At 37.8% G+C, this 25,491-nt stretch carries 25 protein-coding genes, 1 tRNA gene and 1 riboswitch; of the genes, 23 read left to right on the forward strand and 3 right to left on the reverse strand.

Annotated elements, in window-relative coordinates:
- The first annotated feature begins 156 nt into the window (after positions 1 to 156).
- The 6 genes from fadR to ABDZ91_RS12945 all read left to right on the forward strand — a co-directional run bounded on the left by fadR (position 157) and on the right by ABDZ91_RS12945 (position 5,388).
- A complete protein-coding gene (gene fadR / locus ABDZ91_RS12920) occupies positions 157 to 744 on the forward strand; it encodes a fatty acid metabolism transcriptional regulator FadR (protein ID WP_343799603.1) in 588 nt (195 codons plus the stop codon).
- 43 nt (positions 745 to 787) lie between these two features.
- A complete protein-coding gene (locus ABDZ91_RS12925) occupies positions 788 to 1,561 on the forward strand; it encodes an enoyl-CoA hydratase (protein WP_343799605.1) in 774 nt (257 codons plus the stop codon).
- 79 nt (positions 1,562 to 1,640) lie between these two features.
- Positions 1,641 to 2,417 carry an electron transfer flavoprotein subunit beta/FixA family protein gene (locus ABDZ91_RS12930; protein ID WP_343799606.1) on the forward strand — a complete coding sequence of 259 codons (777 nt, stop codon included), beginning with the start codon at positions 1,641 to 1,643 and terminating at the stop codon, positions 2,415 to 2,417.
- 27 nt (positions 2,418 to 2,444) lie between these two features.
- The gene (locus ABDZ91_RS12935; RefSeq protein WP_343799608.1) at positions 2,445 to 3,422 is read left to right on the forward strand and encodes an electron transfer flavoprotein subunit alpha/FixB family protein; all 978 of its coding nucleotides are present in this window, start codon (positions 2,445 to 2,447) and stop codon (positions 3,420 to 3,422) included.
- A gap of 176 nt (positions 3,423 to 3,598) precedes the next feature.
- A complete protein-coding gene (gene trxA / locus ABDZ91_RS12940) occupies positions 3,599 to 3,913 on the forward strand; it encodes a thioredoxin (protein WP_343799610.1) in 315 nt (104 codons plus the stop codon).
- A gap of 134 nt (positions 3,914 to 4,047) precedes the next feature.
- Positions 4,048 to 5,388 carry an MATE family efflux transporter gene (locus tag ABDZ91_RS12945; protein WP_343799612.1) on the forward strand — a complete coding sequence of 447 codons (1,341 nt, stop codon included), beginning with the start codon at positions 4,048 to 4,050 and terminating at the stop codon, positions 5,386 to 5,388.
- A gap of 229 nt (positions 5,389 to 5,617) precedes the next feature.
- Here ABDZ91_RS12945 and ABDZ91_RS12950 read toward each other — a convergent pair whose 3' ends face one another.
- Positions 5,618 to 6,523: a M15 family metallopeptidase gene (locus tag ABDZ91_RS12950; RefSeq protein WP_343799614.1), complete on the reverse strand. Its 906-nt coding sequence runs from the start codon at positions 6,521 to 6,523 to the stop codon at positions 5,618 to 5,620.
- Positions 6,524 to 6,725: 202 nt separating this feature from the next.
- Here ABDZ91_RS12950 and uvrC point away from each other — a divergent pair, with 202 nt between their 5' ends.
- Together uvrC and ABDZ91_RS12960 are read left to right on the forward strand one after the other, a co-directional pair.
- Positions 6,726 to 8,501 (forward strand): excinuclease ABC subunit UvrC, encoded by a 1,776-nt coding sequence (gene uvrC, locus ABDZ91_RS12955; protein ID WP_343799616.1) that lies wholly within the window; start codon positions 6,726 to 6,728, stop codon positions 8,499 to 8,501.
- Between the two features lie 56 nt (positions 8,502 to 8,557).
- Positions 8,558 to 8,737, forward strand: a riboswitch (Lysine riboswitch).
- Positions 8,738 to 8,922: 185 nt separating this feature from the next.
- Positions 8,923 to 10,158, forward strand: a complete 1,236-nt coding sequence (locus ABDZ91_RS12960; RefSeq protein ID WP_343799618.1) for an aspartate kinase — start codon at positions 8,923 to 8,925, stop codon at positions 10,156 to 10,158.
- 52 nt (positions 10,159 to 10,210) lie between these two features.
- Here ABDZ91_RS12960 and ABDZ91_RS12965 read toward each other — a convergent pair whose 3' ends face one another.
- Positions 10,211 to 10,660 carry a YslB family protein gene (locus ABDZ91_RS12965; protein WP_343799620.1) on the reverse strand — a complete coding sequence of 150 codons (450 nt, stop codon included), beginning with the start codon at positions 10,658 to 10,660 and terminating at the stop codon, positions 10,211 to 10,213.
- Between the two features lie 319 nt (positions 10,661 to 10,979).
- Here ABDZ91_RS12965 and ABDZ91_RS12970 point away from each other — a divergent pair, with 319 nt between their 5' ends.
- The 3 genes from ABDZ91_RS12970 to sdhB are packed head-to-tail and all read left to right on the forward strand — an operon-like array spanning position 10,980 to position 14,149.
- Complete coding sequence (locus ABDZ91_RS12970) at positions 10,980 to 11,588, forward strand: succinate dehydrogenase cytochrome b558 subunit (RefSeq protein WP_343799622.1); 609 nt, start codon at positions 10,980 to 10,982, stop codon at positions 11,586 to 11,588.
- A gap of 26 nt (positions 11,589 to 11,614) precedes the next feature.
- Complete coding sequence (sdhA, locus tag ABDZ91_RS12975; RefSeq protein ID WP_343799624.1) at positions 11,615 to 13,375, forward strand: succinate dehydrogenase flavoprotein subunit; 1,761 nt, start codon at positions 11,615 to 11,617, stop codon at positions 13,373 to 13,375.
- 3 nt (positions 13,376 to 13,378) lie between these two features.
- Positions 13,379 to 14,149: a succinate dehydrogenase iron-sulfur subunit gene (gene sdhB, locus ABDZ91_RS12980; protein WP_343799626.1), complete on the forward strand. Its 771-nt coding sequence runs from the start codon at positions 13,379 to 13,381 to the stop codon at positions 14,147 to 14,149.
- A gap of 565 nt (positions 14,150 to 14,714) precedes the next feature.
- On the opposite strand, the gene ABDZ91_RS12985 is transcribed toward sdhB, so the two are convergent.
- Positions 14,715 to 14,876 carry a glycine zipper domain-containing protein gene (locus ABDZ91_RS12985; protein ID WP_343799628.1) on the reverse strand — a complete coding sequence of 54 codons (162 nt, stop codon included), beginning with the start codon at positions 14,874 to 14,876 and terminating at the stop codon, positions 14,715 to 14,717.
- A gap of 154 nt (positions 14,877 to 15,030) precedes the next feature.
- Between ABDZ91_RS12985 and ABDZ91_RS12990 the strand changes: the two genes are divergently transcribed.
- The 12 genes from ABDZ91_RS12990 to clpX all read left to right on the forward strand — a co-directional run bounded on the left by ABDZ91_RS12990 (position 15,031) and on the right by clpX (position 25,468).
- Positions 15,031 to 15,498, forward strand: a complete 468-nt coding sequence (locus ABDZ91_RS12990) for an acyl-CoA thioesterase (protein ID WP_343799630.1) — start codon at positions 15,031 to 15,033, stop codon at positions 15,496 to 15,498.
- 138 nt (positions 15,499 to 15,636) lie between these two features.
- Positions 15,637 to 15,861 (forward strand): spore germination transcription factor GerE, encoded by a 225-nt coding sequence (gene gerE / locus ABDZ91_RS12995; protein ID WP_343799632.1) that lies wholly within the window; start codon positions 15,637 to 15,639, stop codon positions 15,859 to 15,861.
- Positions 15,862 to 16,207: 346 nt separating this feature from the next.
- Entirely contained in the window at positions 16,208 to 16,660 is a 453-nt protein-coding gene (locus tag ABDZ91_RS13000) for a MarR family winged helix-turn-helix transcriptional regulator (protein ID WP_343799633.1), read from the forward strand.
- A 10-nt stretch (positions 16,661 to 16,670) separates the two neighbouring features.
- Positions 16,671 to 17,474, forward strand: coding sequence for a glutamate racemase (gene racE / locus ABDZ91_RS13005; RefSeq protein ID WP_343799635.1), 804 nt, complete (start codon positions 16,671 to 16,673; stop codon positions 17,472 to 17,474).
- Between the two features lie 178 nt (positions 17,475 to 17,652).
- A complete protein-coding gene (locus ABDZ91_RS13010) occupies positions 17,653 to 18,714 on the forward strand; it encodes a GerMN domain-containing protein (RefSeq protein WP_343799637.1) in 1,062 nt (353 codons plus the stop codon).
- Positions 18,715 to 18,832: 118 nt separating this feature from the next.
- On the forward strand, positions 18,833 to 19,582 hold the full coding sequence (gene rph, locus ABDZ91_RS13015) for a ribonuclease PH (protein WP_343799638.1): 750 nt from the start codon (positions 18,833 to 18,835) through the stop codon (positions 19,580 to 19,582).
- Positions 19,582 to 20,211 carry an XTP/dITP diphosphatase gene (locus tag ABDZ91_RS13020; protein WP_343799640.1) on the forward strand — a complete coding sequence of 210 codons (630 nt, stop codon included), beginning with the start codon at positions 19,582 to 19,584 and terminating at the stop codon, positions 20,209 to 20,211. Before rph ends, ABDZ91_RS13020 begins: the two co-directional genes overlap by 1 nt.
- Positions 20,192 to 20,707 carry a metallophosphoesterase family protein gene (locus tag ABDZ91_RS13025; protein WP_343799642.1) on the forward strand — a complete coding sequence of 172 codons (516 nt, stop codon included), beginning with the start codon at positions 20,192 to 20,194 and terminating at the stop codon, positions 20,705 to 20,707. Before ABDZ91_RS13020 ends, ABDZ91_RS13025 begins: the two co-directional genes overlap by 20 nt.
- Before the next feature lie 376 nt (positions 20,708 to 21,083).
- Positions 21,084 to 21,157 (forward strand) — tRNA-Arg (locus ABDZ91_RS13030).
- Between the two features lie 208 nt (positions 21,158 to 21,365).
- Positions 21,366 to 22,367 carry a tetratricopeptide repeat protein gene (locus ABDZ91_RS13035; RefSeq protein WP_343799644.1) on the forward strand — a complete coding sequence of 334 codons (1,002 nt, stop codon included), beginning with the start codon at positions 21,366 to 21,368 and terminating at the stop codon, positions 22,365 to 22,367.
- Positions 22,368 to 22,570: 203 nt separating this feature from the next.
- Entirely contained in the window at positions 22,571 to 23,860 is a 1,290-nt protein-coding gene (gene tig, locus ABDZ91_RS13040) for a trigger factor (protein ID WP_343799646.1), read from the forward strand.
- 342 nt (positions 23,861 to 24,202) lie between these two features.
- Positions 24,203 to 25,468 carry an ATP-dependent protease ATP-binding subunit ClpX gene (clpX, locus tag ABDZ91_RS13045; protein WP_343799647.1) on the forward strand — a complete coding sequence of 422 codons (1,266 nt, stop codon included), beginning with the start codon at positions 24,203 to 24,205 and terminating at the stop codon, positions 25,466 to 25,468.
- The last annotated feature ends 23 nt before the right edge of the window (positions 25,469 to 25,491 follow it).

The raw sequence follows: 25,491 nt of genomic DNA on the forward strand, positions 1-25,491 counted from the left end.
ATGTTTTGCTTTTCTTTTTTTTACACGAAATAGGACAACCGTGAAAAGGAACAATGTCTTGACATGACTGACCTATCCGTATATCATGAAATTATGAATGATTATTCATTCATTTTTTTCTAATCAATTGTTGTTCATGGTAAAGGTGGTGGTCGAGTGAAGAAAAATAAACCCAAATATAAACAGATTATTGATGCTGCTGTTATCGTTATAGCCGAAAATGGCTATCATCAAGCACAAGTGTCAAAGATAGCTAAACAGGCAGGGGTTGCAGATGGTACCATCTACCTTTATTTTAAAAATAAAGAAGATATTTTAATCTCTTTATTTCAGGAAAAAATGGGTTCATTTGTTGAAAGGTTAGATGAATTAATTAAACACGAAAAAACAGCTGCACAGAAGTTAAAAGTACTGATTGAGAATCATTTTTTGATTCTTTCAGAAGACCCGCATCTAGCAATTGTAACACAGCTAGAACTGCGCCAGTCGAATAAAGAGCTGAGACAAAAAATCAATGAAGTACTTAAGGGGTACCTAGAACTTGTTGACCGAATTTTAGATCAAGGCGTTCGTTCAGGAGAGTTTTCAAAAGGATTGGATATACGATTAGCTAGACAAATGATTTTTGGAACCTTGGATGAAACCGTAACAAACTGGGTAATGAAAGAGCAAAGATACAACTTAGCTGACCTTGCCCCAAAGGTGCATGAATTATTATTATTAGGATGTAAAGGAGAAAAGTAATGATACTTTTCTCCGTTTAATAATCATGTAGGAGGTACTAAATTTGAGTTTATTGAAATGGGACTTACAAGAAAAAGTAGCAATTGTGTCAATTGAACGTCCACCAGCTAATGCTCTTTCGTCTGACTTAATAAAGCAGATTGATAGCTTACTAGATGAGTTGGAACATAACGACGCAGTAAGAGTGATCATTCTTAAAGGGGATGGAAGATTCTTTTCAGCGGGAGCAGATATTAAGGAATTCACATCCATACCTTCGGGAGAAGAATTTAGCAAGCTAGCTAAAAACGGTCAACATGTATTTGATCGAATGGAATCTTTCTCGAAACCAATTGTTGCAGCTATCCATGGGGCAGCATTGGGTGGCGGTTTAGAATTAGCCATGGCCTGCCACGTGCGTTTAGTTGCCAAGAATGCAAAACTCGGACTACCAGAATTGCAACTAGGACTCATTCCAGGTTTCAGTGGTACCCAACGCTTACCAAGGTATGTTGGTCAACCTAAAGCGGTTGAAATGCTTTTAACGAGTGAGCCAATTACGGGTGAAGAAGCCGTTCAATGGGGATTAGCAAACCACGCTTATGAAGAAGAGGAATTGTTCACTCAAGCATTAACGTTGGCCAAAAAGATGGCTGAGAAGAGTCCAGTCTCTGTGAAAGCTGCACTGTCTTTAATGGCTTATAGTCGTCATAGTCAACAGGAAGCAGGATCGAATAAAGAGGCAGAGCTATTTGGTACTGTTTTTGAGTCTGAAGATGCGAAGGAAGGCATTCAAGCCTTTATTGAAAAAAGAAAGCCAGATTTTAAAGGAAAATAAGAAGAATTATCGAATAATAGTTTTGTAGGTATGAAATTTTGCCAATATTTATAAATGTTTGGATTAGGAGGCTTCAACTATGAACATCTACGTACTTTTAAAGCGAACGTTTGATACGGAAGAAAAAATCACCTTATCCAGCGGAAAGATTCAAGAGGATGGAGCAGAATTTATTATCAATCCTTATGATGAATACGCGGTAGAAGAAGCAATTCAAGTAAGAGATAATCACGGCGGCGGTGAAGTAACTGTTATCACAGTTGGTGGAGAAGAGGCTCAAGAGCAGCTTCGTAAAGCACTAGCAATGGGAGCAGATAAGGCTGTGTTGATCAATACAGAAGACGATTTAGAAGCTAGTGATCAGTTCACAACAGCGAAGATTTTAGCTCATTACTTACAGGATAAAAATCCTGATTTGATCCTAGCAGGTAACGTTGCCATCGATGGTGGAAGTGGTCAAGTAGGTCCACGAGTTGCTGAAATGTTAGACATTCCATATGTAACGACAATTACAGATCTTGAAATCGAAGGAACAACAGCCAAAATAGTTCGTGATGTAGAAGGTGATTCTGAGGTTATCGAAGTAAGCCTTCCATTACTTGTGACGGCGCAACAAGGTTTAAATGACCCAAGATATCCTTCATTACCAGGGATTATGAAAGCGAAGAAAAAGCCACTTGAAGAGCTTGAATTGGATGATCTTGATTTGGATGAAGATGATGTTGAACCAAAAACAAAGACAATTGAAGTATTCCTCCCAGCTCAAAAAGAAGCTGGTAAAATCCTTCAGGGAGAGCTTGAAGACCAAGTGAAAGAACTTGTACATCTCCTAAGAACAGAAGCAAAAGTAATGTAAGGAAACAACAACTAGGGAGGCGAAACTATGTCTAGAAAAGTATTAGTACTTGGGGAAGTTAGAGACGGAGCACTTCGTAATGTATCTTTCGAAGCTATTGCTGCAGCTAAAACCATTGCAGAGGGCGGAGAAGTTGTCGGTGTTTTACTTGGAAGTTCTGTAAGCGCTTTAGGTGAAGAGCTTATTCAGTATGGGGCAGATCGAGTCGTCGTGGTAGAAGACGAAAAGCTTACTCAATATACTTCAGATGGATTTAGCCAAGCATTCATGGCAGTATATGACCAGGAAAAACCTGAGGGAATCGTGATAGGACATACGGCCTTAGGTAAAGATTTGTCACCTCGAATTGCTGGGAAACTTCAGAATGGTCTCGTTTCTGATGTGACGGCTATTGAAGCTGTAGGTGGGAATTTAGTATTTACTCGTCCAATCTATTCGGGGAAAGCATTTGAAAAGAAAATTGTAACAGATGGAGTCGTATTTATTACAATTCGTCCAAACAATATTGATGCGTTAGAAAAAGACGATTCAAGATCAGGCGATGTAAGCTCCGTTACAGCTGAAATTAAAGATTTGCGCACGATAATTAAAGAAGTTGTGCGAAAAGCAAGCGAAGGTGTTGACCTCTCTGAAGCAAAAGTAGTAATTGCGGGTGGCCGTGGAGTAAAAAGTGAGGAAGGCTTTGCCCCACTTAAAGAATTAGCCGATGTATTAGGCGGTGCAGTAGGAGCTTCTCGTGGAGCTTGTGATGCTGATTACTGTGACTATTCACTACAGATTGGTCAAACTGGTAAAGTGGTAACCCCAGACCTATACATTGCTTGTGGAATCTCAGGTGCTATTCAGCATCTAGCTGGAATGTCTAACTCAAAGGTTATTGTTGCCATCAACAAAGACCCTGAAGCAAACATTTTTAAAGTAGCAGATTACGGAATTGTAGGAGACTTATTTGAAGTCGTTCCTATGTTAACAGAAGAGTTTAAGAAGCTAAAAATTAACGCTTAATTAAAAAAGGGGCTATCTAAAAAGTCGATTAACTGACTTTTTGAAGTCCCTTTCTTGCATATCGGAATACACACTGGGAAGGCTAAAAATGTTTCAAGCAAATTATTCGCATTACCAAATTTAAGATGGTATACTCCCTTTAATAAAATGTTTCACACATTAGGAGGATAATGATTATGGCAATTACAAATGTAACGGATCAAAACTTTAAACAAGAAACAGCTGACGGCTTAGTTCTTGCTGACTTCTGGGCACCTTGGTGTGGACCTTGTAAAATGATTGCTCCAGTTCTAGAAGAGCTTGACGCTGAAATGGGCGACAAAGTTAAAATTGTTAAACTTGATGTAGATGAAAATCAAGAAACAGCCGGAAACTACGGTGTTATGAGTATTCCTACTTTAATCGTATTTAAAGACGGTGAAGTAGTAGATAAAGTAATTGGTTTCCAACCGAAAGAAGCTCTACAAGAGGTTCTTCAAAAACACGCTTAATACTAATACCACAAATCATTTAGGCTATCGAGGAAACTCGATGGCCTATTATTTTTGTAAAACCTGACTAGTTGTAACTATACAGTTTAAATATTATGTTAAACATAGGAGACTAAAGAAAAGGAAGAACAAAAATGAAGCAACACGATTTTACGAGCGGCAATATTATAAAACAGTTGCTCTTTTTTTCGACCCCCATATTACTGACTAATTTATTACAAGTATCTTACCAATTCATTGATAGCCTGTGGGTAGGGAACCTATTAGGGGCGAACGCACTTGGTGCCATTTCCGTATCCAGTACAGTCATCTTTACGATTTTGTCGTTTATCATCGGGATCAACAATGCAACGTTAACCATTTTATCTCAGCAAAAAGGAAAAGATGATGATGAGGGGCTAAAGCGGTACCTGAATGCTTTTGTGGTCATTCTTACTATATTGGCTTTATTGCTCGGGATTATAGGATTCTTGTTTGCTGAATCCATATTAACTCTATTAGGAACTCCTCAAGCGATGATAACCGAGGCAACTGTATACTTGAAAATTAACTTCATGGGTATCTTGTTTTTATTTGGTTATAACTTTATTGGAACCGTTCTAAGAGCAATGGGGGATAGTAAAACACCCCTTTATTTTGTACTAATCGCAGTTATTCTAAATACCATTTTAGATCCTATCTTAATGACAGGATTGAATTTGGGAATACAAGGTGCTGCATATGCAACGATTCTTTCCCAAGGTTGCGCTTTCTTGTTTGGTATCATATTTGTGATTAGACGTCAGCTTATTCCTTTTACCTTACCAACTACTCCAACAAAAAGTGAAGTGGGGTTAATTTTAAATTTAGGAATTCCCTCTGGCCTGCAAATGACGGTTATATCTGCAGGGGTAATGGCGATTATGAGTGTTGTCACTTCATTTGGGGAAAATGTTGTGGCTGGCTTTGGTGCTGCTCAGCGTATTGATAGTATTATTATGCTTCCAGCTATGGCATTAGGAACAGCGGTCAATAGTATGGCTGGCCAAAATATAGGTGCCAATCAAATGAGCCGTGTCTATAAAATCGCTCTGTACGGCGCACTTTACAATTTTACAATTATGATTATAATCGCTTCTCTCATGTTCTTGTTTGCTGAGTACAGTATTAAATTGTTTATACAAGAATCTGGTTCAGTTAATTTTGGAACAGAATATTTGAGAGCGATTGCCTTTTTCTATCCGTTTCTTGGATTGAACTTTATCTTAAATGGAATTGTTCGGGCTGCGGGGGCTATGTTTCAGGTCTTGGTGTTGAACGTAATATCTTTTTGGGTCTTAAGATATCCTCTTACCTATCTCTGTTCAAAGTGGTGGGGGGATGATGGGATTGCATATGGCATGGGAATTAGCTTTGTTATAAGCAGTATCATTGCGTTTCTATATTTCCAATACGGAAAGTGGAAGGAAAAAGAGTTGTTTCAAAATCAAAACTAAGAAAAGCCAGCTGAACATGCTACAAGGCATATCTGCTGGCTTTTTAATCTTTGAGAAAATATAAAATCGCCAATTGTGGTCAACTTTGTAGAAATGTGTGTCTCCGGCCAGCTCCAGCGCCTAGCCCCTCGAGGTCACAAGCCAATCCGACATGAAGGTTAAAGAGCAACCTTCATGCCGGCTCGTCTTGTGCTTGTCGGGGCTGATCAAGGCGCTTCCGCATTTGGTCTTAGATTCCTTCTTTTTGTTGATAATATTCTTCTAATGTAAGTTGCTTTTCAAATATTTCTGTTGCAATCTGAACCCCTACATAGCGGAAGTGCCATGGTTCGTATTGGTAACCTGTAATACTTTCTTTACCCAATGGGTAACGAAGAATAAAGCCAAACTGATGGGCGTTTTTCTCTAACCATTTTCCCTCAGGCTTTTGTCCAAGTTGTTCAGTAAGTATGTGGTTTACACTAGCAGCTGTTATATCCATCGTTAGGCCAGTTTGGTGTTCACTTGTACCGGGATATGCAACCGCCATACTGGCTTTTTCATAGCCAAATTGCTTTACTTCATTTTCAAACAACATCGATTGAGTCTCATAGGAGCGAAATCCGGAAGCCGCAACGAGAGTGATTCCATCGACTTTAGCAGCAGCAAACATATTTTCCAGTGCAAGTGCAGCTTCTTTTCTAAGAAGTGCTTTTTCTAGTTGTTGGTTACCGAAAGCAAATGGAACATCTGGTCTAACTAAATCAGCTGGTCGATACCCGTCTGGTAGTTTTGCGGATTTGTTCACCATTACTGTTATGGATGTAGGATCAGCTACGGTCGGAATAACTGGTTGTTCTGCTGTTGATTGATCGTCTTCTTCCTCACCTACATTTGTTTCAGAATCATCTGGTGATTCTGTATTGCTGCCTTGTCCGGAATCGGTATCTTCATCGACAGGCTCTTCTATTTCAGGCTTATCTTCAGGTGTTTTTTCAGTTTCTTCATCTTCTGGTACGTTTGGTTGTTCATTCAAATTTTGCTCAACTTCATTTTCCGTTTCATCGGGAACATCATCTTGAACAGTGTCGTCTAAAGCTTGACAACCACTGATAAGTACACTTAATCCAATAATCATTAACCATTTGTTCTTCATAGTTGTCCTCCTACTAAGTATCTCTATACATTATGACGTAGCATATTATGGAATGTTGCAGGTAAATGGTGGAATTTTTTAGATGTCTATTTATGTAAGGCTGTATTTTATCCTTTGGTACAAATATCAATCTTCCCTAATCGCAAATTAACTGTAAATCATGTAAAATTATACTTTAGAAAGTAGATAGAAGGTGAATATAATGACTTCACTAAACATTCAGCATAAGTTATCACTCTTACCTGCCCAACCAGGTTGCTATTTAATGAAAGACCGGCAAGGTACTATTATATATGTTGGGAAGGCAAAGATTTTAAAAAATAGAGTACGCTCTTATTTTACAGGAACGCATGATGGAAAAACACAGCGACTTGTAAATGAGATTGAGGATTTTGAATACATCGTGACTTCCTCCAATATCGAGGCGTTGATTCTAGAATTAAATTTAATCAAAAAATATGACCCCAAATATAATGTCATGCTTCGTGATGACAAAAGCTATCCTTTCATAAAATTAACGGCTGAAAAGCATCCAAGGCTTATCACAACCCGTAAGGTAAAAAAGGATAAAGGGAAGTATTTTGGACCATATCCCAACGTACAAGCTGCAAATGAAACGAAGCGCTTATTGGATCGATTGTATCCTTTAAGAAAATGCTCAACACTGCCAGATCGAGTTTGCCTATATTATCACATTGGACAATGCTTGGCTCCATGTGTAAATGATATTAGGGAGTTCACGTATAAAGAAATGACAGAAGAGATCATTCGATTTTTGAATGGTGGATATAAAGAAATAAAAAAAGATCTTCAAGCCAAAATGATGGAAGCCTCAGAAAATCTAGATTTTGAAAAAGCAAAAGAATACCGAGATCAGATTGTCCATATTGAGACAACCATGGAAAAGCAAAAAATGACTTCTACTGATTTTACCGATAGAGATGTATTTGGTTATGCGGTTGATAAAGGTTGGATGTGTGTTCAGGTTTTCTTTGTTAGACAGGGAAAGCTAATTGAAAGAGATGTTTCCATGTTCCCGATCTATGACGAACCAGAAGAAGAGATGCTTACATTCCTTGGACAATTTTATCAACAAGTCAATCACTTTAAACCAAAGGAAGTTCTTCTTCCCGCGAATATAGATATTGAGATTGCCAGAGAATTACTTGAAGTAAAAGTGCATCAACCTCAAAGAGGGCAAAAGAAAGACTTAGTCCAACTAGCAACTAAAAATGCAGCGATTGCACTGAAGGAAAAGTTTTCGTTAATTGAAAAGAAGGAAGAGCGGACTATAAAAGCAGTCGAAAATCTTGGGGAAGCGATGAACATATATACACCTCATCGAATTGAAGCTTTCGATAACTCTAATATTCAAGGGGCAAATCCGGTTTCGGCGATGGTTGTTTTTATTGATGGACGGCCTGCCAAGAAAGAGTATAGGAAGTATAAGATTAAAACGGTTGTGGGCCCTGATGATTATAGTACGATGCGGGAAGTGGTTCGCAGACGTTATTCGAGAGTACTTAAAGAAGATTTACCATTACCCGATTTAATTATTATTGACGGTGGAAAAGGACAAATTGAGGCTGCTAAAGATGTACTTGAGAATGAACTAAATATGTCTGTTCCAGTTGCAGGATTAGCCAAAGACGAGAAACACAAGACATCTCAACTATTATTTGGTAATCCATTATCAATTGTTGATTTACCTCGGAACTCACAGGAATTTTATCTGCTTCAAAGAATACAGGATGAGGTCCACCGTTTTGCGATTACCTTCCATCGTCAGCAAAGAGGAAAAACAGCTTTCCAATCTGCTTTGGATGATATTCCGGGTGTTGGAGAAAAAAGGAAAAAGCAATTATTAAAACATTTTGGTTCCGTGAAAAAGATGGCAGAAGCAACGGTTGAAGAACTTCGAGAGGTTGGATTACCTCAACCGGTTGCGGAAGCTGTCCTGCAAAAATTAAAACAATAGGTTGTTTGAGGTTCAGTTTGTGTGCTAAAATGGGTTGAAATATTTTAATACGTTATCGTGATGATAGAGGTGCGAAATTCATTAGTAGGGATCTAGGAGAGGAATGAGCCTCAATGACAGATCTTGAAAGGGACCTTCGCCGAAGTGGGAAATGACTCATCTGCATTTTTCGCTGGTTCTACATTGAACAAATGTAGAATTGTCAAGAGAGAAAATCTTGGAGTGCTATCTCACATTGTGTGTGGTTTACTTTGAAAATTGCGGACAATGAGAGATTCTCATTGTCTTTTTTTTATTTAAAGATGAACTCATACCTTGTGTTATTGATAGTCTGGACCTTTTTAGGTTCAATGCCTCTGCCTTCACCTTAATTGACTCGACATCTTTCGGGAGAACAACCAAAAGGAAGGGAAGAATTCTAATGGGGATTATTGTACAAAAATTTGGAGGTACTTCAGTTGCTACCACTGAGCGGATTCAAAATGTTAGAAACCGGGTCATGGAAGAAGTACAAAATGGTAAGCAGGTTGTAGTAGTTGTATCCGCTATGGGAAAAACAACCGATCATTTAGTTTCACTTGCAAAAGAATTATCCACTAATCCTTCTAAAAGGGAAATGGATATGCTACTTACGACAGGTGAACAAGTGACAATCTCACTTCTTTCGATGGCTTTACAAGAAGCGGGACAACCTGCTGTATCACTAACTGGTTGGCAAGCAGGGATTCAAACAGAAAAGGTATTTTCAAATGCGAGAATCATTGATATTCAAACGGATAGAATACAGAAATTACTAGAAAGTAATCAAGTGGTGATCGTTGCAGGATTCCAAGGTGTATCAGAAGACGGAGAAATTACGACCCTTGGTAGAGGCGGATCTGACACAACAGCCGTAGCATTGGCTGCAGCACTAGGTGCGGAGCGCTGTGATATTTATACAGATGTAACAGGTGTGTTTACATCTGATCCTAGATTTGTAAAGGAAGCTCGTAAGCTAGAGAGTATTTCTTATGATGAGATGCTAGAACTAGCACACCTAGGAGCTGGTGTTTTACACCCTAGAGCTGTTGAGTTTGCTAAAAATTATCAAATGCCATTAGAAGTTCGTTCTAGTATGGAACCTGAAAGAGGTACAAGATTAGAGGAGGAAGTCCAATTGGAAAAAGGTTTAGTAGTACGTGGAGTAGCTTTTGAAGGAGATGTAACGAGAATCACATTATTCGGTTTACCAAAATCTCAAGCTAAGCTATCCAAGGTATTTTCAAGACTTGCAGAAAACCACATTAACATAGATATCATTATTCAAGCCCTAACCGGTGAAAGTAAGAGTAATCTTTCTTTTTCCATCATGGACCAGGATATTGAGCATACTTTATCTGTTCTTGAACAATTCAAAGATGAATTTGAGTATGATAAAGTAGAATCCGAAACAGGCTTAGCTAAGGTTTCAATTGTAGGTTCTGGAATGGTTTCTAACCCAGGTGTTGCTGCTAAAATGTTTGAGGTTTTAGAGGCGGCTGATGCTACCATTAAAATGGTAAGTACTTCAGAAATTAAGGTCTCTGCTGTTATTGAACAAGAGAAAATGCTAAGTTCAGCCAGAGCTCTTCATGAAGCATTTGATCTTCAGGAAAAAAGTGCTTCATTGGTTAAGTAATTGATTAGTTGTTATAAATAGAAAAGCTTTCGCCTCAACAGAGGTGAAAGCTTTATTCGTTTACAACCAAGTCCTTTTGATCCCACTGAACAGTGAAATTGGCTACCTTAGCCTTTCTCTTAGTGGTAAAAATAGATTCACAAACAACTTGTTTTTGAGCTTGAATTTGTTGAGATAGGAAACCAGCTTCTAAGTAAAACGAGGGGGATGATTGTAGGTCAAAACGGGATGCTACGATTTCACCACTTAGTTGGAATTCCATTTCATGTTTCTTAGTAGATAATACGGTTAATGTTCCAAATCCTACTTTTTCAAAAAAGTCCATTACTTCTTGAATAGATTCACAAGGAAAAGACCTAGCAAGCTTTTTTCCAGACCAATACATAACAGTATCAGAATGATTACTTAAAATTTCAGGGATAAGCCAATCCCTTATCACAACCACGCTGGAGGCGGGAATAACTTGTTCGGAGAGTTTATCAATGTATTCCTTTTGTTTCATTGCAATCCCTTCTTTCTAAAACTATTATATAGCATTCTTTTCTTTTTAGAAGACTTGACATGTTCGTTTGATTAAAGTTTCTAGAGTTTCTGAATTCCTGTTCGGACAATTGCTATATTACTATACTTACAGAATGAGAAAAACTAGGATTAGGAACATCTTTATCATTTTATTAAAATATTTCTATACTCCAAATTTTTAGGTATGCGTTTTCTTGACGCTCTATTTCTTTGGGAGTAAAATGAACATGTCGCACATTTATATGATGCAGGCTTGTTTTTTTCTGCATAATTCATAGACTTGAGGGGGGTAAAACTGCATGGCACAAAATCGCGAGTTCTTAAATCGCAGATTACACTCACTACTTGGTGTAATTCCAGTAGGTTTGTTTCTAGTCCAACATTTGGTTGTCAATCAATTTGCAACGCGAGGGGAAGATGCGTTTAACAAAGCAGCCCATTTTATGGAAAGCTTACCATTTAGATACGCACTTGAAATCTTTGTGATTTTTCTTCCATTATTATTCCACGCTATTTACGGAATCTATATCGCTTTCACAGCCAAAAACAATGTAAGTAAATATGGATTTTTCCGTAACTGGATGTTCATGCTTCAACGTGTTTCTGGAATTATAACTTTAATTTTCGTAGTGTGGCATGTCTGGGAAACACGCGTACAAGTTGCTTTCGGAGCAGAAGTTAACTTTTCTATGATGGAAAATATTCTATCGAATCCAATTATGTTCTGGTTCTATGTTGTTGGTGTTGTATCAACGATCTTCCACTTTGCAAACGGCCTTTGGTCATTCTGCGTAAGCTGGGGACTAACTGTAACACCTCGTTCACAACTAATTGCAACTTATGTTACGATTGCGATCTTTATTGCACTTTCCTATGTAGGTATTAGTACTTTATTCGCGTTTATTTAAGATAGAAAAAGGAGTGAGTCATACTAATGAGTAACGGTAAAGTTATTGTTGTCGGTGGTGGTCTTGCCGGACTAATGGCAACAATTAAAATAGCAGAAACTGGCACACCCGTAGATCTATTCTCTCTTGTTCCCGTAAAACGCTCTCACTCTGTTTGTGCACAAGGTGGAATTAACGGAGCTGTTAATACAAAAGGGGAAGGCGATTCTCCTTATATACATTTTGATGACACAATTTATGGTGGGGACTTTTTAGCCAACCAAACACCTGTAAAAGCAATGTGTGAAGCTGCACCAGGAATTATTCACTTGTTTGACCGTATGGGTGTAATGTTTAACAGAACTCCAGAGGGTCTACTAGACTTCCGTCGTTTTGGTGGTACTCAACATCACCGTACAGCATATGCGGGTGCAACAACAGGACAGCAGTTGCTATATGCATTAGATGAACAAGTACGTCGTCATGAAGTAGCGGGTCTAGTTACAAAATATGAAGGTTGGGAATTCCTAGGAACGGTTCTTGATGATGAAGGACGTGCACGAGGAATTGTTGCCCAAGACCTTAAATCCATGGATATTAAATCATTTGCTGCTGATGCTGTCATTATGGCAACTGGTGGTCCTGGTATTATCTTTGGTAAATCAACCAACTCTATTATTAACACTGGTTCAGCAGCTTCTATTGTCTACCAACAAGGTGCATATTATGCAAACGGTGAGTTCATTCAAATTCACCCAACAGCAATCCCTGGTGACGATAAACTTCGCCTAATGAGTGAATCTGCTCGTGGTGAAGGTGGACGTGTATGGACGTATAAGGATGGTAAGCCATGGTACTTCCTAGAAGAAAAGTATCCTGCTTATGGAAACCTAGTACCACGTGATATCGCTACACGTGAAATCTTCTCTGTGTGTGTAGATGACAAGCTAGGTATTAACGGTGAAAACATGGTTTATCTAGATCTTTCTCATAAAGATGCGAAAGAATTAGATATTAAACTAGGTGGTATCATTGAAATCTATGAAAAATTCATGGGTGATGATCCACGTAAAGTTCCTATGAAAATCTTCCCTGCTGTTCACTATTCAATGGGTGGACTTTGGGTTGATTATGACCAACAAACAAATATTCCTGGTCTATTTGCGGCTGGTGAGGTTGATTACTCTCAGCACGGTGCAAACCGTCTTGGTGCGAACTCATTACTATCAGCAATCTATGGTGGTATGGTTGCAGGACCAAAAGCTGTGGAATACATCAAAGGTCTTGAAACTTCTACTGACGGACTTTCTTCTTCTGTTTTCGAAAATGCTGTTAAGCAAGAAGAAGAAAAATGGAATAATATTATGTCCATGGACGGAAATGAAAACGCATATGTACTTCACAAAGAGCTTGGTGAATGGATGACTGATAACGTAACAGTGGTACGTTACAATGATAAACTTCTAAAAACAGATGAAAAACTACAAGAGCTTTTAGAAAGATATCAAAATATCAACATACATGATACAGCTCGTTGGAGTAACCAAGGTGCTTCATTTACTCGTCAATTACAAAACATGTTGCAACTTGCACGTGTTATTACAATTGGTGCATATAACCGTAATGAAAGCCGTGGGGCACACTACAAGCCTGAATTCCCAGATCGTAATGATGATGAATTCTTAAAGACAACAATGGCTAAATTTGCTGGTGCAAGTGAAGCTCCACAATTCCATTATGAGGAAGTAGATGTTTCTCATATCAAGCCACGTGTACGTGACTATTCGAAAAAGAAAGAGGGGAAATAAAGGATGACTACTGAGACTAAAACTAAAACAGTCCGTTTTATTATTACTCGTCAAGATAATCCAAATGCCGCCCCTTATCAAGAAGAATTCGAACTAGATTATCGTCCAAATATGAACGTAATTTCGGCATTGATGGAGATTAGACGTAACCCTGTAACAGCTGATGGGAAAATGACTTCTCCTATCACTTGGGATATGAACTGTCTTGAAGAAGTCTGTGGTGCTTGTTCAATGGTTATCAATGGAAAGCCGCGTCAATCTTGTTCGGCTCTTGTTGACCAATTAGAACAACCGATTCGTCTTGAACCAATGAGAACATTCCCGGTTATCCGTGACCTCCAAGTTGACAGAAGCCGTATGTTTGACTCATTGAAAAAGGTTAAAGCGTGGATTCCTATCGACGGAACGTATGATTTAGGACCTGGTCCTCGTATGCCAGAAAGAAAGCGTCAATGGGCATATGAACTTTCTAAGTGTATGACGTGTGGTGTTTGTCTTGAGGCATGTCCAAATGTAAACAGCAATTCTAACTTCATTGGACCTGCTCCATTATCTCAAGTACGCCTATTCAATGCGCATCCAACTGGTGCCATGAACAAAGCTGAAAGATTAGAGGAACTTATGGGAGACGGTGGACTTGCGAACTGCGGTAACTCACAAAACTGTGTTCAATCTTGTCCAAAAGGTATTCCTTTGACAACTTCTATCGCAGCTCTTAACCGTGATACTACGGTTCAAATGTTCCGTAATTTCTTCGGTAGTGATCAAGTTTAATAACAAAAAAGCTTGGATTCATTTAGAATCCAAGCTTTTTTTGATTCTGGCTGTTGTATTTTCAATTATGGAGGATTTTTTGCAGGAAGTTTATAAAATTGAGCGTATTTTTTGTTTGAAGTTAATTAAACTAGTCAGTTTTTAGGTGAAGTTCCATTTTTTTAGCGGGATTTATTTGTGAATTGCTTCTGAAAGGTCTTTAAGGTTGAAAAGTAACGATTAAAAGTGGAAGAAATAGTGATAACAGTTAATGAGTAGTATTGGTGAGTGCGAAAAAGTTATTTTGAGTGCTTAAATTTTGTTTTGAGTGCGAAAAATCGATTTTAAGTGCAAAAAATTAAGTTTGAGTGCGAAAACTCGTTTGAGTGCCAAAATGGTACGATTGGGTGCGTTTTTCTAATTTTGAGTGCGATAAATACCCATTTGAGTGCGAAAAAATCCCGATATAATCCCACAGTCAGGAATACAGAAATAGTAGTTTCCTCAAATCAAATTTTATTAAAATCCAGCCAATGGTTTTGGAGATACCTAAAAATTTATCACAGTCGTTTGTTTGTAGTGACCATTATTTTTTCTTCTTTGAACTAACACCACCCACTCCAGCACCAATTGCCACACCAATGGCAATGCCTGCTCCTATATTGTCTAAAGCAACTCCTATCGCTACACCAATGGCAATTCCTGCAGCCAATCCCGATCCCATATTAACCTTTACGTTTTTGAACATTGTGATCGCTCCTATATCCTATGTCTTGATTATTAACAACTAATTACTTTTACGAAACAAGGTAGGTAAAAGATTCAAGATTATTCTTCCGAAAATTATAAAAATGCTATAAAATGAATGAATAACCATTCACTCTCTTTTAGGAGGCCAAATTATGAAAAACATTCCCTATGTAGGTAACTTTGAAGAATGGAAGAAAGGTTTTTCATTTTATCAAACCATAAAAGTTCGTTTTTCTGAAACAGATTTATATGGACATTTAAACAATACAGTCCCTTTTACATACTTTGAAGAAGCAAGGATTGAATTTTTTAAACAACTAGGATTTATGAAAAGCTGGTTGGATGTGAAAAGTGGGAAAATACCTGTTGTAGCCGATCTACAGTGTGATTTTATCAAACAAGTTTACTTCGATGAGCGGATCAAGCTGTTTGTGAAGATAAATCATATAGGATCGTCGTCGCTTGATATTCATTATTTAGCTTTAAATAATGCGGAGCAGCCAGTTTTCATCGGGAGAGGAGCTATTGTTCAAATTTCAAAAGAAACAGGAAAAAGTGTTCCTTGGACAGATGAGGAAAAGAAGGAATGGAGCCGTTGTGTAAATTTGGAAGTAGGGTAATCACACATTTTCAGAAATAATGAATTCTTGCCTTGAAATCCAGTCACTTCATCGTTCTAATTCACATATGATACTATGACTAAATATACACCCATCCCCGCGGTTCTCAGCTGGCGAAGGCAAGGAGGGTAAAAGTAGTTGAAGGAGAAGGAATACAGTCATAAGCCGTTACTAACAAAAAGAGAAAGAGAAGTGTTCGAACTGTTAGTGCAAGATAAAACTACTAAAGAAATTGCTAGTGAGCTTTTTATTAGTGAAAAAACGGTTCGGAACCATATTTCTAATGCCATGCAGAAGCTCGGTGTCAAGGGGCGGTCACAAGCAGTTGTGGAGCTATTACGCATGGGAGAATTAAAGTTATAAAGGACGTCGTTTTTGTCAAACTTATAAATCTAGAAATGTACATGGTTACACTTTTAAAGTAGTTCTAGATTGACAGTATGTCAAAACCAGTTTAGTCCTAACAGTATAATACTGTTAATGTGTAACATATGCCGGCTATCCTTATGGAGGCCGGTTGTTATTTATATTTTAGAAATTAAAAATACAATAATGGTATAATAATATGTAAGGCGCTAGAAAAGCTCGATTTTTGTCGATTCTACCTTGAATTTCTTCATAGAACATAAGACAATAGAATGAGAAATATATTCGGAATTTTTTGTTGGGGAATTATGTCAACATACTAAAAATTAAAGGAGTCGGGGAAATGGAAAAAGATATTCGTAAAGTAGATCCAGCCATTGTAGCATCCATCGAAAAAGAGTTACGATATATAGCCGGAATTACCAAGCAAAAAGGACGAGAAATTTTAAGTAATTACACAATCACTCCCCCTCAATTTGTTGCACTTCAATGGTTATTTGAATTTGGGGATATGACAATTGGAGAACTATCAAATAAAATGTATTTGGCTTTTAGCACAACAACAGATCTTGTAGATCGTATGGAAAAAAATAAATTAGTGGTACGTGTAAAAGACCCGAATGACCGTCGCGTTGTACGCATACATCTACTTGAAGAAGGCGAAAGAATTATTGATGAAGTTATCCAAAAACGTCAACTATATTTAGAAGATTTAATGGAAAACTTCAGTGATGAAGAAATTACTCGATTAAATAATAGTTTAATTAAACTACACCACGAAATGAAAGCAGAATGAGGGGAGTTACTTGGGTCAACCAATCGGCATTATGGATTCTGGAGTTGGGGGACTAACTGTTGTAAAAGAAGTCATGCGCCAGCTTCCAAATGAAGAAGTGATATACATAGGCGATACGGCAAGATGTCCATATGGGCCTAGACCTGTGGATGAAGTCCGTGCCTACACTTGGCAAATGACTAGATTTTTACTCGAGAAGAATGTAAAGATGCTAGTCATAGCGTGTAATACTGCAACTGCAGTTACGTTAACTGAGATTCGTTCTGCACTAAAAATACCTGTGCTAGGCGTTATTCACCCAGGAGCAAGATCGGCCATCAAACACACAAGGACGGGTAAAATTGGTGTCATCGGTACGGAAGGTACCATTAAAAGTGAAGCATATAAAAAAGCACTGAAGTCCATAAATCAGCTAGTGGATGTACAAGGTCTTGCTTGCCCACGATTTGTTCCTTTGGTTGAAAGTGGGGAGTTTAGAGGACCTTTTGCTGAACGGATTGTGGAGCAGGAGCTTGCTACTTTTAAAAATGCTTATATCGATACATTGATATTGGGATGCACGCATTACCCATTATTGGAAGAAACCATTTCTCAGTATTTGGGACCTGAGGTTCAAATTATTAGTTCAGGAGAAGAAACTGCTCGAGAAATGAGTACAATTCTATTTTTTCAGGACTTATTAAATTCATCATCCTTTGAACCCAATCATCAATTTTTTACAACGGGTTCATCAAAACTTTTTTCTCAAATAGCAAGTCAATGGCTTGAGCTTGATTCCATTCAAACGGAAAGTATATCTCTTGAACGTTACTAACAGTTCCCAAACGTGGAACTGTTTTTATTTTTTCGAATGTGCCCCTACTAGTTGTTGTACCTATTACAGGGAAAATAAAAAATCCTCCACTTGTACAATTTTATTTGTACAAGTGGGTCTAAATTTTTATTAGGCTCGTATACATGGTAGTACAAACTGTGTTAGGAGGGTTTCATATATGTCTAAGTTCGGAAAAAAATCAATAACGACAGCTGTTATAGCCACTTCGGTCATGTTGGCAGGTTGCGGTTGGCTTGGGGATGATGAAAAAGCTAGTATAGATCCACCGGTTGTTGATGTCACAATGGTAGATGATGAATCAAAATTAGATGGATTTGATCAGGATCAAACAGCTGCTGAATCATTGAATACCCAAGTACTCTATTTAATCGATGAAAATGGGTATGTAGTGCCGCAAACGCTAGCACTTCCTCTGCCAGACGATTTAGCGGTTGCGAAACAAGCTTTAGAGTATATCGTACAGGGGGGGCCAGGAACACATCTTATTCCAGATGGATTTAGAGCTGTTCTTCCAGAAGGAACAGAATTTGAATTAGATATTCAAGATGATGGAACGGCTGTGGTTGATTTTAATGATGAATTTACATCATACCACCAAGAGGATGAAATGAGAGTTCTACAGTCCGTTACATGGACACTGACCGAGTTTGATTCAATTAGTCAAGTTAAGTTCCGTATTAACGGTCATGATCAAAACGTGATGCCTGTTAATCAAACACCAATTGGTGAAACAGCATCAAGAAATGATGGCATTAACTTAGATACAAAAGGGATTGTAGATATTACGAATTCACGTCCGGTTACTGTCTACTTTATCCATCAAGAAGGGAATAGTAAATATTATGTACCTGTAACAAAGCGTGTCAGCAACTCTGTTGATAATAATATTGAGGCTGTTGTTCAAGCGCTTGTTGAGGGGCCATCGATTACAAGTGGACTTCTTCCAAGTCTTAATCCAAATGTAGCATTATTAGATCTGCCGTCTATTGAAGAGGGACAAGTGACTCTTAACTTCAATGAATCTATTACTGAAAGTTTTAATAAGATGATGATCACAGAAGATACCTTAAACTCTCTGGTACTATCGATTACTGAGCAACCAGGTATTGAAAGTGTATCTATTCTAGTTAATGGTCAGACGGAAGCTGTAACAGAAGACGGTGAAACGCTAGCTGAACCAGTAACTCGCCCAGAAGAAGTAAACACAGGTAGTTTTTAAAATCAAAATTTTGCTATACTATATAGTGTAAGTAAGAGGTGGACATTTGTTCACCTCTTCTTTCTTAGTCTTTGTTCTGGTATGTTAGTCATCATATCGGACTGAAAGGAGAAACATCATGAGACCAGATGGTCGAGAGCCATTACAATTAAGACCTATACATATTGAAACGAATTATGTGAAACATCCTGAAGGATCTGTGCTAATTTCTGTTGGGGATACGAAAGTTATCTGTTCAGCTAGTTTGGAAGACAGAGTCCCTCATTTTTTACGTGGTGAGGGGAAAGGGTGGATTACCGCCGAATACTCAATGCTACCTAGAGCTACTGAACAAAGAAATATTCGGGAGTCCTCTAAAGGGAAAATCTCAGGTAGAACGATGGAAATCCAGCGTTTAATTGGAAGAGCATTAAGAGCCGTTGTAGACTTAGAAGCCATGGGTGAAAAGACACTTTGGGTTGATTGTGATGTCATACAAGCTGATGGAGGAACAAGAACGGCTTCCATTACAGGTGCATTTGTTGCGATGGTGTTAGCATTTGACAAAGTGAATCAACAAGCTAAATTTTCTTCTTTCCCTGTTAAACAATTTTTGGCGGCGACAAGTGTAGGAATCTCAAAAGAAGACAACGTTATATTAGATTTAAATTATATAGAAGACTCAAGTGCAATGGTAGATATGAACGTTGTCATGACAGGAAATGGAGAATTTGTTGAGCTGCAAGGGACTGGAGAAGAGGCAACTTTTACACATAATCAATTATTGGAGATGCTTGATGCGGCCAAGACTGGTATCCAATCCCTCATTCAACATCAGAAAGATGCATTAGGTGACATCGCAAATCGAATTCAACTAGGTGATGAATAATGAAACGAAAAGTGGTTATTGCAACACAAAATAAAGGGAAAGCAAAAGAGTTCGAAAGTTTGTTTTCATCCTTTAATTTCGAAGTAGTAACACTATTAGATTTACCAGAAGCTATTGATATTGTAGAAGATGGTTCCACTTTTGAAGAGAATGCAACGATTAAATCTGAAACAATAGCTAATAAATTTGACTGTATCGCCATTGGTGATGATTCTGGATTGATTGTGGATTTCTTAAATGGAAAACCTGGAATCTATTCTGCTCGTTATGCTGGAGAGGAAAAAAATGATGAAGCGAACCTCCAAAAAGTATTACACGAATTAGAGGGAGTTCCATCAGAAGAAAGAACAGCAAGATTTTATTGTGCACTTGCATTCAGTGCCCCTGGAATTAAGACAAAAACAGTGTCTGGTACCTGTGAAGGTAAAATTTTAACGGAAAAAAGGGGAAGTGAAGGATTCGGTTATGACCCCATCTTTTACGTCGAGGATTTAGGAAAGTCATTAGCTGAACTATCAAAAGAAGAAAAGAATCAAATTAGTCATAGAGGTAATGCCATTAAAAAGCTAGCAGCTGTTATTGACGAGTGGATGGAGGAAGTGAAGAATCATGAAAATCGTGATTGTTAGCGATAGTCATGGTCAGACGGACGAGCTCCTAAAGGTTGTAGAAGAATATCAGGAGGCAGATGCTTTTATACATTGTGGGGATTCCGAACTACCGGCTGACAGTAAATCGATCCAACCATTTGTCACGGTTAACGGAAATTGTGATTGGACAAGTCCTTTTGAAGATGAAAAAGTATTGAAGAAAGGTTCCTACAAGATCTATATTACTCATGGACACCTTTATCAAGTTAAAACGTCTTTACTATCACTAAACTATAAGGCTGAGGAGAAAGGGGCCAATATTGTTTGTTTTGGTCATTCTCATCTAGTGGGGGCAGAGATGATTGAGAATCGTCTTTTTCTTAATCCAGGAAGTTTACGAATGCCTAGAGGGCGGAAAGAGAGAACGTTTATGGTGCTAGACCTTGAAGAAAACAAGGCTGTTGTTACCATTATGAACTTTGACCAAATGGATCAACCAGTTGCACAATATGAATTTGAATTTGGAGAAAAGTAAGAAGTAGTTCTGCTTTTCTCTTCTTTCTCTTCTTCTACATGACAGAGAAGATAAGAGAAACAAATAAATAAAAAAAGTTAGTAATGTATGTTGACTTTCCATCGAATGCCTACTATAATAATCCTTGTCCTCAAAAAAACAAAGAAAATAACACTTGCTTTTATCGAGGATTTCATGTAAAATATAAGAGTATGTCGCTTGTATATTACGGATATCTATACTAACTTGTCCCAGTAGCTCAGCAAAGCGTAAACATCTTGAGTTACTTCGATGTAGCTTTGTTCCGACGCATCAATCATCATTGATCAGCTTGCAGAGGAAGGAACAGGTTTTGTAATAGCGGTTCATACTATTTAAAATATTTTTTTCATACTTTGTCCCAGTAGCTCAGCAGGATAGAGCAACAGCCTTCTAAGCTGTCGGTCGGGAGTTCGAATCTCTCCTGGGACGCTATCATAAAGCTTGCTGATTTATCAGCAGGCTTTTTTCTTTGCATATAGAGTATAAAAAAACGTTATCCTGCCGCATAATTGTTAAAGACGTTTTTCTTATCAACGGTTCTATTTGAAATGTTCTTCTTGATAATAGTTTAACCTTTTTACGTAAATGTCTTTTTGCTACACTTGGAATGACACAAAAATGGAAAAGAGCGATTTGAATGAATAAAAAGGAAGAATCTAACACCAATAACGTCATTCCCTTTCCAAATCTTAAGGAACGACTGCTGCAATTGGGTGCTGATGCCTTGCAAGACGATGATCCACAAGAGGCTGTTCGATACTTAGAACAGGCTTTTTCATATGATTCTGATGATTATCGTGTCCTTTGGGCGCTTATAGCGGCTTATATGGAACAAAAGCATTGGTCCAAAGCAAAGAAGATTTGTCAGGATATGCTAAATAAAGGGATTGGCTCTTATTACATGGTGTTTGAAACATATGTAAAAACATTGATTGAACTAAGAGACTTTGAGGAAGCGGAAAAGCATATTTCTGCTTTATTAGAAGAACAAAGGGATGAACTAAATCCTAATGTACATGACCGCCTTGAAAACCTATTATCTCTGATTGAAAAAAGAAAGAGTAACAAAACGAATTCAACTCAAGAGGAATCAGACTCCATTGCGAAGTTTGATGATTCATACTGGTTTCAGCACTTGCACCTCTTTCAACAAGATATCAGACCATACATAAACGACATACAGGTCATGTTAAATGAAAATGATCGACATCCTTTTATTAAAACTGTCATGCTACATGCCCTTATCGAACAACATTACGATCTACCAGTATCTGTAACCAAATTTGATAAGACTCGTACTATCATTCCTGTAAAGCAGGAGGGGTTCAATCAACAGTCTTTCTATTTGAAACTAGTATCTATCCTTAGAGAACAAATTGAGAGTGAAAATCCTACCTTGTTCTCAAGTTTAAAGCAGCTAGTAGAACGAAACTTTTTTATACTATTTCCTTTTCAAATGGAGCCAGAAAACGAAGAGAATACCTGGGCATGTGCTTACCATTTAAAAGGATTAGAACTGTTTAGTCATTCATTCAGTAGAGATGAAGTCATCAAACGTTACGAAACAACGGAAGAGCAAGTTATGAAATCGATAGACTATCTAGAATTCCTAGATACTATTCCATTTCCAGATGCCTAAAGTGATTTGAGAGTCCTATGGAAAATGGTTGAAACGTTTGTGCCGTGTGTTATAATGTAATGGTTGCATTACTATGAGAATACTAATAAATCCTTGAAGAACACGGATTTATTCATGCTATATTTTTAAAAAATAAACAAGCATGTAGATGTATTTTTGGCGAAAAAATGAAGTACAATTATATATTTGTTGGAGGGAACAATATGTCTGCTAAATGGGAAAAGCTTGAAGGAAACAGTGGTGTCTTAACAGTTGAGGTTGACGCTGAAACAGTTAACGCTGGTCTTGATCAAGCATTTAACAAAGTTGTAAAGCAAGTTAACGTACCTGGTTTTAGAAAAGGGAAAATGCCTCGTGCATTATTCGAAAAGCGTTTCGGTGTAGAATCACTTTACCAAGATGCATTAGACATCATTCTACCGGAAGCTTATACAAAAGCGATTGAAGAAACTGGAATTGAGCCAGTAGATCGTCCTGATATTGATATTGAGCAAATTGAAAAAGGGAAGGCCTTAGTATTCAAAGCGACTGTAACAGTTAAACCTGAAGTTAAACTTGGTGATTACAAAGGGCTTGAAGTAACTCCACTTGATCGTGAAGTTACAGAAGAAGACGTAAATAACGAATTGAAAAAAATGCAAGAGCAACAAGCTGAGCTTGCAGTTAAAGAAGAAGGTGCAGCTGAGCAAGGTGATACAGTTGTTATCGATTTCGAAGGTTTCGTTGATGGAGAAGCATTCGAAGGTGGTAAAGCTGAAAACTATTCTCTAGAATTAGGCTCTAACTCTTTCATCCCTGGTTTCGAAGACAAATTAGTTGGTGTTGAAACAGGCGCTGAGAAAGATGTAGAAGTTTCATTCCCTGAAGAGTACCATGCTTCTGAATTAGCTGGAAAACCAGCAGTATTCAAAGTAAAAGTACACGAAATCAAAGCAAAAGAACTTCCTGCACTTGATGACGAGTTCGCAAAAGATGTAGATGAAGAAGTTGAATCTCTAGATGCATTAAAAGAAAAAATCACTACTCGTTTGAAAGATCAAAAAGAACAAGAAGCTGATTTACATGTTCGTGATACGGTAGTTGAAAAAGCGGCTGAAAATGCTGAAATTGACATTCCAGAAGCAATGGTTAAAACTGAGACAGATCGTATGGTTCAAGAGTTTGAACAACGTCTACAAATGCAAGGTATGAATCTTGAGCTTTACTTCCAATTCTCTGGTCAAGATGAAGATGCTCTTCGTGGCCAAATGAAAGAAGAAGCTGAAAAGCGTGTACGTGTAAACCTAGTTCTTGAGGCGATCGCACAAGCGGAAGGTTTAGAAGCATCAGATGAAGAGGTTGAAAAAGAGCTAGAAGAAATGTCTTCTCAATACAACCTATCAGTAGATCAAATTAAAACAGCTCTTGGTGGAAGCCTTGACGGTCTAAAATCTGACCTAAAAATTAAAAAGGCTATCGAATTTCTTGTGGAAAACAGCAAGACTGTTGCATAATAATAGTAATACAACAAAGGCGCGATAAATATCGTGCCTTTGTTGACAATTAAAAGTCATTTTTTTCAGTTGCTTAAATCCTGAAGTGGCAGTATTCTATTGAAAAGGATTCGAATTGGAAAGAGAAGAAAAGAATTTTTATTACATATATGCGGTTGAACCTTCGGGTAAATGGATACCATTAAAACATAAAGATAAAAGAAGTGCTCAGGTCCAATCATTTCCCGTACATACTTAATTTGTGTTAAAATGCAGTACATATTCGAGGTTAAAGTTTGGTAAACATATTCTTAATTAAAGTTTTCTTTTCTCCAGTTCGGATCAAATCAAAGGGGTGAAGAGATGTTCAAGTTTAACGATGAGAGAGGACAAGTTAAGTGCTCATTTTGTGGAAAAACTCAGGATCAAGTTAGAAAAATCGTTGCAGGTCCTGGTGTCTATATATGTGATGAGTGTATTGAGTTGTGTACTGAAATCGTAGAAGAAGAACTCGGAACAGAAGAAGAAGTAGAATTCAAAGATGTTCCAAAACCAAAAGAGATTAGAGAAATTCTAGATGATTATGTTATTGGGCAAGATCAAGCGAAAAAGTCACTTGCTGTTGCAGTATATAATCACTATAAGCGAATCAACTCAAACAGTAAGATTGACGAAGTAGAACTAGCGAAAAGTAATATTTGTTTAATTGGTCCTACGGGAAGCGGAAAAACTTTATTAGCCCAAACCTTAGCAAGAATATTGAACGTGCCTTTTGCCATTGCGGATGCTACTTCACTAACAGAAGCTGGTTATGTAGGGGAAGATGTTGAAAACATTCTGTTAAAGCTTATCCAGTCAGCAGACTATGATGTTGATAAAGCAGAAAAAGGAATCATCTACATTGATGAAATCGATAAAATTGCTCGTAAATCCGAGAATCCTTCGATTACAAGAGATGTTTCCGGTGAAGGTGTTCAACAAGCACTATTAAAAATCTTGGAAGGAACAGTTGCAAGTGTACCACCACAAGGTGGAAGAAAGCATCCTCACCAAGAATTTATTCAAATTGATACCTCAAATATCTTATTTATTTGCGGTGGTGCCTTCGACGGAATTGAGCAAATTATTAAACGTCGTTTAGGTCAAAAGGTTATTGGATTTGGTGGAGAGTCTAAAAAAGAAGATATTGACCAAAAGCAACTTTTATCTAAAGCATTACCAGAAGACTTACTAGGCTTCGGACTAATCCCTGAATTTATTGGGCGATTACCAGTAATTGCAAGCCTAGCACCACTTGATGAAAATGCCCTAATTGAAATTTTAACAAAGCCTAAGAATGCACTCGTTAAGCAATATCAGAAAATGTTAGAGCTTGATGATGTTGAATTAGAATTTGAAGATGAAGCACTTGTGGAAATTGCTAAAAAAGCGATTGAAAGAAAAACAGGTGCACGTGGACTTCGTTCCATCATCGAATCCATTATGCTTGATGTGATGTTTGATCTACCATCTCGTGATGATATCCAAAAATGTGTCATTACAAAAGAGACAGTAACCGATCAAAAAGCACCGAAGCTTCTATTGGAAGATGGAACTGAAGTGTCAGCTGAAAAGAAAAACTCTGCATGAAATCAAATGACCTAAGCCTTGGG

The organism is Bacillus carboniphilus, assembly GCF_039522365.1.
In the GTDB taxonomy this organism is placed as follows: Bacteria; Bacillota; Bacilli; order Bacillales; family JC228; genus Bacillus_BF; species Bacillus_BF carboniphilus.

Excerpts from the sequence above, each read along its gene's own strand:
- ABDZ91_RS12930 (WP_343799606.1), top strand. The coding sequence starts at position 1,641 with ATGAACATCTACGTACTTTTAAAGCGAACGTTTGATACGGAAGAAAAA.
- ABDZ91_RS12935 (WP_343799608.1), top strand. The coding sequence starts at position 2,445 with ATGTCTAGAAAAGTATTAGTACTTGGGGAAGTTAGAGACGGAGCACTT.
- trxA (WP_343799610.1), top strand. The coding sequence starts at position 3,599 with ATGGCAATTACAAATGTAACGGATCAAAACTTTAAACAAGAAACAGCT.
- ABDZ91_RS12945 (WP_343799612.1), top strand. The coding sequence starts at position 4,048 with ATGAAGCAACACGATTTTACGAGCGGCAATATTATAAAACAGTTGCTC.
- ABDZ91_RS12950 (WP_343799614.1), bottom strand. The coding sequence starts at position 6,523 with ATGAAGAACAAATGGTTAATGATTATTGGATTAAGTGTACTTATCAGT.
- uvrC (WP_343799616.1), top strand. The coding sequence starts at position 6,726 with ATGACTTCACTAAACATTCAGCATAAGTTATCACTCTTACCTGCCCAA.
- ABDZ91_RS12960 (WP_343799618.1), top strand. The coding sequence starts at position 8,923 with ATGGGGATTATTGTACAAAAATTTGGAGGTACTTCAGTTGCTACCACT.
- ABDZ91_RS12965 (WP_343799620.1), bottom strand. The coding sequence starts at position 10,660 with ATGAAACAAAAGGAATACATTGATAAACTCTCCGAACAAGTTATTCCC.
- ABDZ91_RS12970 (WP_343799622.1), top strand. The coding sequence starts at position 10,980 with ATGGCACAAAATCGCGAGTTCTTAAATCGCAGATTACACTCACTACTT.
- sdhA (WP_343799624.1), top strand. The coding sequence starts at position 11,615 with ATGAGTAACGGTAAAGTTATTGTTGTCGGTGGTGGTCTTGCCGGACTA.
- sdhB (WP_343799626.1), top strand. The coding sequence starts at position 13,379 with ATGACTACTGAGACTAAAACTAAAACAGTCCGTTTTATTATTACTCGT.
- ABDZ91_RS12985 (WP_343799628.1), bottom strand. The coding sequence starts at position 14,876 with ATGTTCAAAAACGTAAAGGTTAATATGGGATCGGGATTGGCTGCAGGA.
- ABDZ91_RS12990 (WP_343799630.1), top strand. The coding sequence starts at position 15,031 with ATGAAAAACATTCCCTATGTAGGTAACTTTGAAGAATGGAAGAAAGGT.
- ABDZ91_RS13000 (WP_343799633.1), top strand. The coding sequence starts at position 16,208 with ATGGAAAAAGATATTCGTAAAGTAGATCCAGCCATTGTAGCATCCATC.
- ABDZ91_RS13010 (WP_343799637.1), top strand. The coding sequence starts at position 17,653 with ATGTCTAAGTTCGGAAAAAAATCAATAACGACAGCTGTTATAGCCACT.
- rph (WP_343799638.1), top strand. The coding sequence starts at position 18,833 with ATGAGACCAGATGGTCGAGAGCCATTACAATTAAGACCTATACATATT.
- ABDZ91_RS13020 (WP_343799640.1), top strand. The coding sequence starts at position 19,582 with ATGAAACGAAAAGTGGTTATTGCAACACAAAATAAAGGGAAAGCAAAA.
- ABDZ91_RS13025 (WP_343799642.1), top strand. The coding sequence starts at position 20,192 with ATGAAAATCGTGATTGTTAGCGATAGTCATGGTCAGACGGACGAGCTC.
- ABDZ91_RS13035 (WP_343799644.1), top strand. The coding sequence starts at position 21,366 with ATGAATAAAAAGGAAGAATCTAACACCAATAACGTCATTCCCTTTCCA.
- tig (WP_343799646.1), top strand. The coding sequence starts at position 22,571 with ATGTCTGCTAAATGGGAAAAGCTTGAAGGAAACAGTGGTGTCTTAACA.
- clpX (WP_343799647.1), top strand. The coding sequence starts at position 24,203 with ATGTTCAAGTTTAACGATGAGAGAGGACAAGTTAAGTGCTCATTTTGT.